At 43.3% G+C, this 5,931-nt stretch carries 9 protein-coding genes; all 9 read left to right on the plus strand.

Annotation, left to right across the window (positions count from 1 at the left end; genetic code table 11):
• Positions 1–61: 61 nt before the first annotated feature.
• The 9 genes from G4417_RS16140 to G4417_RS16180 all read left to right on the plus strand — a co-directional run bounded on the left by G4417_RS16140 (position 62) and on the right by G4417_RS16180 (position 5,857).
• On the plus strand, positions 62–1,468 hold the full coding sequence (locus G4417_RS16140; RefSeq protein WP_173684194.1) for a repa: 1,407 nt from the start codon (positions 62–64) through the stop codon (positions 1,466–1,468).
• Positions 1,469–1,865: 397 nt separating this feature from the next.
• Complete coding sequence (locus G4417_RS16145; protein ID WP_173684195.1) at positions 1,866–2,159, plus strand: hypothetical protein; 294 nt, start codon at positions 1,866–1,868, stop codon at positions 2,157–2,159.
• 27 nt (positions 2,160–2,186) lie between these two features.
• On the plus strand, positions 2,187–3,089 hold the full coding sequence (locus G4417_RS16150) for a trypsin-like serine peptidase (protein WP_154247619.1): 903 nt from the start codon (positions 2,187–2,189) through the stop codon (positions 3,087–3,089).
• A gap of 129 nt (positions 3,090–3,218) precedes the next feature.
• A complete protein-coding gene (locus tag G4417_RS16155) occupies positions 3,219–3,434 on the plus strand; it encodes a hypothetical protein (protein ID WP_173684196.1) in 216 nt (71 codons plus the stop codon).
• A 346-nt stretch (positions 3,435–3,780) separates the two neighbouring features.
• Entirely contained in the window at positions 3,781–3,969 is a 189-nt protein-coding gene (locus G4417_RS16160; RefSeq protein ID WP_147331599.1) for a hypothetical protein, read from the plus strand.
• Positions 3,966–4,214 carry a hypothetical protein gene (locus tag G4417_RS16165; protein ID WP_117598674.1) on the plus strand — a complete coding sequence of 83 codons (249 nt, stop codon included), beginning with the start codon at positions 3,966–3,968 and terminating at the stop codon, positions 4,212–4,214. The genes G4417_RS16160 and G4417_RS16165 overlap by 4 nt, the downstream gene beginning before the upstream one ends.
• On the plus strand, positions 4,211–4,531 hold the full coding sequence (locus tag G4417_RS16170) for a MobC family plasmid mobilization relaxosome protein (RefSeq protein ID WP_117598673.1): 321 nt from the start codon (positions 4,211–4,213) through the stop codon (positions 4,529–4,531). Before G4417_RS16165 ends, G4417_RS16170 begins: the two co-directional genes overlap by 4 nt.
• Entirely contained in the window at positions 4,492–5,601 is a 1,110-nt protein-coding gene (locus G4417_RS16175) for a relaxase/mobilization nuclease domain-containing protein (RefSeq protein WP_173684197.1), read from the plus strand. The genes G4417_RS16170 and G4417_RS16175 overlap by 40 nt, the downstream gene beginning before the upstream one ends.
• Positions 5,591–5,857, plus strand: coding sequence for a hypothetical protein (locus tag G4417_RS16180; RefSeq protein WP_238672993.1), 267 nt, complete (start codon positions 5,591–5,593; stop codon positions 5,855–5,857). Before G4417_RS16175 ends, G4417_RS16180 begins: the two co-directional genes overlap by 11 nt.
• Positions 5,858–5,931 lie beyond the last annotated feature (74 nt).

Genomic DNA, 5,931 nt, shown 5'->3' on the forward strand with positions numbered 1-5,931 from the left:
GTAAAAAAACCTATTGATAAGATTAGCGGTCAAGGCGAGAGGGAGTGAGGGGTAAAAGACTATGGCAAAATATACCAAAAGGAGAGATAAAAGAAGGTATGAGTGGAAGTCTGCTTATCGGGAGAAAGAAGCCCTTATGTTGGAGAGGGGATACCCGGAAGTAAGTCCTCATGATTTCTATCGGGAGTTGTTTCCGGCTGGCAGTCTCCAGCAAGAGCCGGAGGACGGAAAAGGCAATATTATAGCGACACAGATTAGACCGTCCGGCAAAGGAAGAACCCGGCAATGGGTAATTGATGATAGTCTGAAAATGCTGGATAAGGTCATAGGAGATAGGTTTGGGCTGATACCGCCTATTAGTTTTTACGGAAAGTCACACACGAAAGAGAACGCTCATGAGCTGTTTGCGGTGGTGGTGGACGTGGATTATGTAGGCAAACAGCAGTTAAAGAACCTGTTGAAGCAGTTTGGGAATGGTGTGCAGCTTCGTCCGACTTATCTTGTCAGCTCCGGCAAGGGGGTACATCTTTACTATTTCTTGCAGGAGCCGGTTCAGTTGTATCGAAACCGGGAAGAAGTGCTTGCGGAGCTGAAAGAAGCCTTTATTCGGCGGCTATGGAATGATACCAGCTCTATCCGTCCGGACAGCCCGGATATAACCGGAATTTATCAAGGTTTCCGGTGTGTGGGGAGTCAGTCGAAGCTGGGTGTAGATTTCCCAGTAAAAGCCTATAAGCTGTCAGAGAACCGTTACACGCTGGAGGACATAAAAGCCAGCATACCGAGCTGTAAGGTAGACCTTGCTCCGTTGTACGAGAAGCCGAGAAGAAAAAGTACCGTTACGCTGGAAGAAGCAAAGGAGCTGTACCCGGAATGGTATGAGAAGCGGATCGTGCAGGGAGAGCCGAAGCAGAAAAGTAAGAAGCAGGGCGGTACGTGGGTGTGTAACGAAGCTTTATATGAGTGGTGGAAACGGAAAATAACAGAGGAAGTAAAATCCGGAGGACGTTACTTTTCCATTATGGCATTATGCTCTTATGGCTTGAAGTGTGGTGTGTCGGAGTATAGGATAAGACGAGATGCCTATGCGTTTTTAGAGCATTTAGAGAGTCTAACCGAGGACGAGGACAACCATTTCAGCAGGGCAGATGTGAAGGACGCTCTCCGAGCATTAAAAGGGGATAGAAAAAGGCTTTCAACGATAGCAAGCCGGGAATGGATAGAGGATAACACAAAGGTTACGATACCAGCAAATAAGCGGAATTACAGAAAACAAGAAGCCCATTTATATCTTGCTAGGCGAAAAAAAGAGGATATGAAAGTCATAGGCGAAGTAGTAAATGAGGGTAGACCAACTGCAGAGCAAACGGTCAGAGAATGGCAGGAGAGCCACCCGGCAGGAAAGAAAGCGGACTGCATACGGGAAACAGGATTGAGCAAGCCCACCGTTTACAAGTGGTGGAAGTAGGGAATACTTGAAATGGCTATCTGAATATGCTATAATGGCGATAGCTAAAAAGGATATGGTACCACGAGTACACAAAGTGAAAGCCCCGGAGGTGACGCTCCGGGGCTTTCTTTAGGTTAGTTGTCACTGTCGTTTCCGTCTAACCATTTGCAGATGTAGTAGCTGGTTACGCCTGCCATAACGGAAACCAAAAAGGATATAATAATTTCCACGAGTACACCCCCTTTCTGTTGCCAGATTGGGTGCGACAACGTTGAATATTATATCATATACTGATAGTGTATTACAATTTAATTCTCTAATTTAATGTATCAAGGAAATAATAAGAACAGCTTGTCTTATTTGTGAAAATTATGATATAATTGCTATAAATCTTAGTGCAAAGTGGGATGGTGTAATGAAAAGAAAAGTTATTGTCAGCATAACTTTTGTAGTATTGCTATGTAGTATTGTTTTGTGCGTGATAAATCAAAAAAAAGCTCCATTTATTGAAGGTGTCATTGTTAAAAAAAACGAGCGATTTTTTACCATAGAAACGGATATACAAGAAAAAATAGTCTGTACTTTGCCAAAAGAATATGATTATCAAGATATATCGCTGGGAGATAACATAAGAGTGTATTATAAAGGCGAAATTTTAGAAACAAGTCCTGCACGAATAAAGAATGTAAAAGAAATTAAAAAAATATAATATCCTTGCAAACGGAAAGGAGTGAATATGAAGAAAAATAAGATTGTGAATAAAATAGGCATTTTAGTTTTAGCAGTAATGCTTAGTATCTTATCTTCAATTACGGTGTTAGCGAGTGAACCAGAAGAAGCAGAATTAGGACCACGTCAAGACATAAGCAAAAATTTAACAACCGGTGAAATTACAGTAAACGAGATTCCTGCCAATCTTAACAAAAATAGTAGTGATGTTATGGAGCCATTTATTCCGGAAGGAATGAAAGTTGATCCTACGACAAGGGAAGTTATAGGTCCAGACAACAGATATAGGATAACAGATACTACTGCATATCCTAATTCTGCAATTTGTTATATGGAAATGAAGTTTCCTGATGACGATGGTTTATATGTCGGAACAGCATGGATGTATGGAGAACGTGTTGCAATGACAGCAGGACATTGTGTTTATGATGCAAGTTTAGGCGGTTGGGCAGAATGGGTTAGAATTTATCCGGGAAGTAATGGTGGAACATCACCTTATGGGGTACATTATGCCTCAGTGTTACATACTGATACAAAATATATAGAATCTGAAAATTCTAATTATGATTGGGGATTATTAGAATTTAGTTCTGATATAGGTAGTTCAACGGGATACTTTGGTGCTTCATGGACAACATCAAGTTTAGTTGGAACGGGTATTGTTGTAAGGGGATATCCTGTAGAAAAAAATGCTCAAATGTGGTCAATGTCTGGAAGCATTGCAGCAAGCGGTACATTCAAATTAAGTTACTATATTGATACAACAGGTGGTCAAAGCGGATCGCCGGTATATAAAAATGATGGAAATTATAGGTGTGTTGGTATTCATACAAATTACAATTCGCTTGGATATAATCAAGCAGAAAGGATCGATGAATCATTATTTGATATTATGAATCAGTATAGATAATTTTTAGAGTTAATGTTTGCAAGGATATTTTTTGGATTTTATGATTATGAACAAAGGTAATAAATAAAATTTTCTACGCAGATGTAGTGGGCGTCTATATTGGCATAGACAGAGAGGAAAAAGACAAAAATGTATTTATATTGGCAGAAATGCCACAAGAAGCCATTTCCCCTTGTTTATTGTCAGAGCCATAAGGAAAAGAGTGTCAAGGGAGGTCGAAAGACCGCAGAGTTTCCCCTTGATACTCTTTTTTTGTTGGCTATCATGTCGGAGGGGAAAATGGCTGTCAGTCCGTTCCGTTACTTCCCCCTGTGCTTCATTGTCCGTTCCGGCGGAAGAAAGTAAAGGGTGGTCTGCGACCATTTTTTATCTGCTGCATTCGCTGATCGGCAAGCCGAAGCTCATACTGCAGATAAAAAACAAGCCCTTGACTGTCTCCCTCCTACACTTCCAAAGTCGCCCAAGAGGAAGTAAGCTCCACTATATTCTTGGCAGAATATACGCACGAATATATCCGCTTGATATAGGGTGTCTATCATGCTATAATATGTGTAGCGGATATATTGCAAGTTCCCTAAAGTGTTACCACTTTAGAACTTGTGAGGGTGGCAAGCCCCCCTTCAATCCCCCTTTTAAGCGAGCCGACAGGCTCATTATGCGGTGGTGCTACCACCGAGAAAGTGAGGTCAGCATGGATAAGAAATATATCGAAAATCAGTATCGTCTAGCGGTGTTGGACTTCCAGACCGCCCGGAACGAAGATGAACAGTGGGAAGCAAGAAAGACTATGGCAAGGCTGGAGCAGATAGCCGCACAGGAATACGGTTTTGAATACGCAGATGAACTGCACGAAAAAGAAATAGGGAGGAAAGGACTATGAAAGTTGGAAAGTTCCAGATTGGAAGATACCATGCCATCATCAGAAAGAGCTATGCGGACGGAAGCGTGGACTATGAAACGTCCTTTTCCGACCATGCCGATTTAATGGAAAGTGTGTACTGTCTGAGGTTGTGTATCGGGAAAATGGTAGGGATTGCTACAGATACCCCGAAAGTCCTTACTGGGGTGCAGGTTATCCGGGGAAAGGAGAACATTGTCCGGGAACTGGAGGGAAAGCAGCCATGAATAAGACAAGACCTAAACAATTATCATTCCGGGTAAGTGAAGAAGAATACCAGCAGTTGCAGCAGAAGATTTCAGAGAGTGGAAAGAACCAACAGGAGTATATCCTTTCCTGCGTGCTGGAGAAGCAGATCGTGAATACGGACGGTATCAAGGAACTTATCCCGGAACTGAAACGGATAGGGAACAACCTCAATCAAATAGCAAAGCGGTGTAATGAGGGGGGAATGTTGCCGAGTGAAGCGGAAGTGCGGAAGCATGGAGAGGAGCTGAACAAAGTATGGCAGTCATTAAGGCGGTATCTTCAAAGGCGGGCATAGGGCATGCCATAGATTATGTGACGAAAAAAGAAAAGACAGAGGAGAAGCTTGTCAGCGGTCTGCATTGTGAGCCGGAGACAGTCAAGGAAGAAATGCAAGCCACAAAGGAACTGTGGGGCAAGACGGACGGAAGAACCTATAAGCATTATGTACAATCCTACCATGAGGACGAGGAAATAACCCCGGAGCAGGCTCACAAGAACGCTGTCGAGCTGGCAGAGCATACAAAGGCATGGAAAGGGCATGAAGTTCTGATAGCCACTCATATAGACAAGGGGCATATACACACGCACTTTATTGTCAATTCCGTAAATTATGAGGACGGTCATAAGCTCCAATGGAGTAAGTACGACCTTAAAGACCTAAAGGAACGGTGCAACGAGCAGAGCCGGGAACAGGGCTTGCATGTGCCGGAGAAAGGAAAGACCTTTGCTGGAGAAGTCCGGGAAGAAACGGTGGCATGGAGCAAAGACACCTACCAGCTTTTGAAACAGGCAGAGCAGGGAAAGGTCAGAAGTTATGTGCAGGATATTGCCCTTGCGGTGCTGGATTGTAAGGAAACAGCGACCAGCCGGGAAACCTTTATCCGGCTGATGAATGAAAGAGGGTACGGAGTGGACTGGCAGGACAGCCACAAGTACATCACATATACCGACTTAGCCAGGGAACAGGCAGGAGAAAAGGCTTGTAAAATCAGGGATAACAAGCTGGAAAAATACTACAATATGGATTTCGGAAAGGAGAGTATGGAGCATGAGTTTGAGAGAAATGCACGAACAGCAGAAGCAGAGCAGTCCAAGAGAGCAGCTTCAAGAGTTAAACCGACAGAGCCGGACAGAGCTGGAAAACAGTCTGCTCAAAGAAGCGTTGGCGATGTCGAGCGAGAACTGCGAGGAATTGATGAAGCAGTCAAATCAAGAACAAGTAAGGGCAGAGCGGAACAGGCAGAGAGACGCAGAGCAGAACAGGAAGCTCATCAGCGAGCTGAAGCAGAGCGTAGAGCTACTGAAGAACAGCAACGAATTGCTTCAAGACGCTATATCGGGCGAGGTTGGGAGTTTGAAAGATGAGGTTAAGGAAAATACCGTCCAAGAGGTTAGAAAGGCATTACAGGCGAATATAGAGGCTATACAGAGGGCTACAAAGCTTCTTGAGAAGCAGTCTGATACACTTACGAGCGTGATGAAGCAGAAGATCCGGGAGCTGGAGGAAAGCAAAAACAGCTTTTTCAGATATGAGGGTTTGAAACTGTACTTGTTTTGGGGCGGTATGGTCTGTAATATTTTAGTATTTCTTATGCTAGCGTCTAGCATGTTTGGTAGGTGAAAATATATCTAGTTAGATAAAAAAAGGTAAAAAAACCTATTGATAAGATTAGCGGTCAAGGCGAGAGGGAGTGA

The organism is Blautia wexlerae (genome assembly GCF_013300825.1).
Taxonomy (GTDB): domain Bacteria; phylum Bacillota; class Clostridia; order Lachnospirales; family Lachnospiraceae; genus Blautia_A; species Blautia_A wexlerae_B.

Bases quoted from the DNA above. Each gene is read 5' to 3' on its own strand.
- G4417_RS16165 (WP_117598674.1), top strand. From the start codon at position 3,966: ATGAAAGTTGGAAAGTTCCAGATTGGAAGATACCATGCCATCATCAGA.
- G4417_RS16150 (WP_154247619.1), top strand. From the start codon at position 2,187: ATGAAGAAAAATAAGATTGTGAATAAAATAGGCATTTTAGTTTTAGCA.
- G4417_RS16155 (WP_173684196.1), top strand. From the start codon at position 3,219: ATGTATTTATATTGGCAGAAATGCCACAAGAAGCCATTTCCCCTTGTT.
- G4417_RS16170 (WP_117598673.1), top strand. From the start codon at position 4,211: ATGAATAAGACAAGACCTAAACAATTATCATTCCGGGTAAGTGAAGAA.
- G4417_RS16160 (WP_147331599.1), top strand. From the start codon at position 3,781: ATGGATAAGAAATATATCGAAAATCAGTATCGTCTAGCGGTGTTGGAC.
- G4417_RS16140 (WP_173684194.1), top strand. From the start codon at position 62: ATGGCAAAATATACCAAAAGGAGAGATAAAAGAAGGTATGAGTGGAAG.
- G4417_RS16145 (WP_173684195.1), top strand. From the start codon at position 1,866: ATGAAAAGAAAAGTTATTGTCAGCATAACTTTTGTAGTATTGCTATGT.
- G4417_RS16175 (WP_173684197.1), top strand. From the start codon at position 4,492: ATGGCAGTCATTAAGGCGGTATCTTCAAAGGCGGGCATAGGGCATGCC.